We start from the raw sequence: 3,234 nt of genomic DNA on the forward strand, positions 1-3,234 counted from the left end.
GCGAAGGGACGCCATCTGCTGGATGATCTCGGCAATACGGGACGTGTCAATCATCGCCATCACTCCTTGACGAACCGGGAGGTCTTCGTCGGCCCGCGCACAGTCGCAGGCGCGGCATCGGGAGTTTCCTGGCCGTTCAGTTCGCCGGCAGGGAACGACTCGGCCGCGATGAGGAACGTGCGATGCAGCGCTTCGGCGGGGACCGTGTCATCGCCTTCAATGGCAAGGGACATTCCGAGACCCCGCTCCATGGCATCCAGCTGGACGTCGGTGAGGGGACGAAGAACCACGGTGGCACGGTAGGCGGTCTGGGCGAACAGAGCCTGCGCGTGAGCAAGCGCATCGTTGACGATGTGCTCCGTGAGCTTGACCTCGGCCGCGTACTTGGCCCGAAGGACACGGCGTGCCTCGAGGAGCGCCTCCACACTCACGCCCCGCAGGTTGAGGTTGCGGCGCGGCCGGGCGACGCAAAACTCGTTGTTGATGCAGACGCTGATGGCGCCGAGGTCCCAGCGATCCACAGCCACCTGGACGGTGATATTGCCCCGGGCCTGGAAGAGCTTCTGGATCGCCTCCGACTGATAGTCGTTGCCGAGCACGGTAATGCCATGGCGGCCGATGACGCGTTCGATGCGGGTGCCAAAGGCCACGCGCCGACGAGATGGGCTCGCAGGCGGATGGACATTGCGCTTTTCGTAGAGAGCCTCCCAGGCAAGGGCCGGAGAAGAACCGCCAAGCCCCCGGTGGGGCGTGTTATGATAGACATCCACGATGTCGCGGATCATGAAGCGAACGAGTTCGGCCAGCACGAGCTGGGCATGCTCCTCCGGCTTGAAGTCCTTGTTCAGGCGCTGGCGCATTTCGGTCCAGCCCGGCAGGCCCTGGAACTTCATCACATTGCGCTTGAAGAAGCTTTCGCACGTGCCCTTAACCTGAGGCATCGCTGCCGGAGTGGAGACCTTGGCGCCTTCGGCGAGGGCCGCTTCGGCGGCCAGGACGGTTGCAGCCGTGAACTCCTTGCCGTTGTCGGCAACGAGACATTGCACACCGGTCAGCTGATGCCAGGAACTCTGGCAGCCGGCGGCACGAGCAATGTGGGTCTTGTCGATACCGATCTGCGATCGGGCATTGAGCACCGCGTCGGCGTGCGAGCGGATCGAGAAGGCAACTCCAAGGATGACACGGGACGCGCAATCGATGGCATAGACCGCCCAGACTTTGATGCGGGCGGCCTCGCCCCGAGCCTTGGGGCTGAGGGCATCGAACAGGCCCGCGTGCTCGAGAATGACCTTGAGATTGCATTCCCACCCGTCCATCTCGACCCGCTCACCGATCCCCCGAATATCGAGACCGCTGCCAAGCGAGGTGAACCGGCGGACGGCATTGGTCACGCCGTGCGTGCAGATGGCGTTCTGGAACGCAGAGAGCTTGCGCGCTTCGCGCTTGAAAACATAACGCGACGGCGTCGCGATGAGGGGCTTGAGGTCTTCGCCGGCCTTCCGACGCGCCTCGTTCTCCTTCTCGATCTGCTTGTTCTCTACGTTGATGCCGACAACCATGGCGTCGTACCGGACCATGAGCGGCCCCGAGAACTCGCGCACCTGAAGAGCACGATCCACGTGGCGCTGCGTGTCGGGGTGAAGCACCATCCGCTTGGCGCCGACGCACTCGTAGTTGCCGGCCAGGACGAGCACATTCCTGCCTGAAGCGCGGAACTTGCGGTGCCATTCAAGAGCCGCCCGCGCAGAAGGCGCCACGAGGAACTTGTCCGTCGTCTCGCCCTGACGGGCAAGATCCGCATTACTCGTCCGGGCAAGGGCCGCGGAGCCGGGCAGAATGCGCGACTTTGCGAGAGCCTCGAGTTCCTTGCGGAAGACGCTGCCCTCCTCAAACATTGCGTCGAGAATCGGCTGCAACGCAGCTTCCGTCAGGATCTTTTCGCCCGCCGCGACACGCCGCTCGATTTCGCCGACAACGCGCAACTTGCGCAGGACGCCGGCACGCTTGGTCGGATGCAAAACGTCCACGCTGGTGACGTCGACGTAGCGAGCGTCGCCTGTGTAGGTGTGGCGGAACCGGAAATATTCCGAGTCCACCACCATGTTGTCTTCGAGATGGAAGCGGTGGATCTGCTCGTGGGTGAACACCTCGATCTCACGATCGTCGGTCCGGGTCAGGGCGTAGCCGCCGACGACCTCCTCGGCTCGGGTATAGATCACCCCCTTGATGGTGATCCGGTCATGGGGGCCAAGACGGCGAACGACGACGTCGAGGCGCTTCAAGACATTGGTAGACATAAGATATTTCCTTCTTTCTGGATAAAGCAGTGTCGTCGGCCCGGTGCGGGCCGCAGTTCAGGTGGTAGGTGGGATGGGTGTGATGGCGGCCGTGTTGCCGGCCGCCTCAGGTGTTGCGGCGGACGTATTCGTCGTCCGCGAGACGGAAGCCATCGGGCATGCTCAGCATGCCGCTGGCGATGGCCCTCACAACGGCGCGGAAGCCTCGACCATCAGGCAGACCGATGGCCCGCTGCAGGTGACCGAGTGTCCAGGCTCCGGCCATGGTCGCGATGACTTTGGCCGCCGCGGCATCGTCGGCTGCCGTCTGCGCAGGCCGATGCTGCTGGTCGGCACGGGCGCTTTCCACAGCGGCCACGAACGACCGGAGCTCTGGCGGGATCATCTTGTCGGTGATCAGATCAATGCGGTCGGCGACCGATTTCGGCATCGCCTTGGCGATCAGACGCAGGGTCTGACGAAACCCGCGGCGACGGGCGACAGCCTCGGGTTTCACGGCGATGCCGATACGCTCTCCACTCGCCAACGTGACACGAAAGTCGAGATAGCTCTGGCGCGTCTTGCCCCGCTCATCGGTGTAGGTGAACGGCGGGATCTGTTCTTCGACGCTGATGACGTCGTTTCGCAGCGTCAGGATCGTCCGAAGAGCCACGTACTCTGTGTAGCTCTCGCAGCCGATCTGCCGTGAACCGACGTTGTAGACGTTGACAGAGAAGGCGCCGCGCGATCCGGTGACGATCTTACGGGATGCGACGCTGTCCCCGATCAGCGAGAACGGGGTCTCGTCCTCATCGTCCGTCGCCTGAAGGGGCACTGGCCCGGCGGGTTCGACAATTGCAACGAAGCCATCCGCTACCTTCGCTTTGGAGATCTCCATCGCGACGGCTGCAGGAGCCTGATCGACATAGATTTGTTCCGCGCGGAGAAGGGCCTCTTC

General features: G+C 63.4%; 2 protein-coding genes. Both read right to left on the minus strand.

Going from position 1 to position 3,234, the window contains the following annotated elements; translation table 11 throughout:
• Positions 1-59: 59 nt before the first annotated feature.
• Positions 60-2,297 carry a Mu transposase C-terminal domain-containing protein gene (locus tag C8P69_RS23215; protein ID WP_108179795.1) on the minus strand — a complete coding sequence of 746 codons (2,238 nt, stop codon included), beginning with the start codon at positions 2,295-2,297 and terminating at the stop codon, positions 60-62.
• 106 nt (positions 2,298-2,403) lie between these two features.
• Positions 2,404-3,234, minus strand: an 831-nt coding sequence (locus C8P69_RS24030) for a hypothetical protein (RefSeq protein ID WP_108179796.1), incomplete at its 5' end; no start/stop codon positions are given.

It is taken from the genome of Phreatobacter oligotrophus (genome assembly GCF_003046185.1).
Lineage (GTDB): Bacteria > Pseudomonadota > Alphaproteobacteria > Rhizobiales > Phreatobacteraceae > Phreatobacter > Phreatobacter oligotrophus.

What these genes read in the sequence shown, in the direction of transcription:
- C8P69_RS23215 (WP_108179795.1), bottom strand. Translation starts at nt 2,297, where the DNA reads ATGTCTACCAATGTCTTGAAGCGCCTCGACGTCGTCGTTCGCCGTCTT.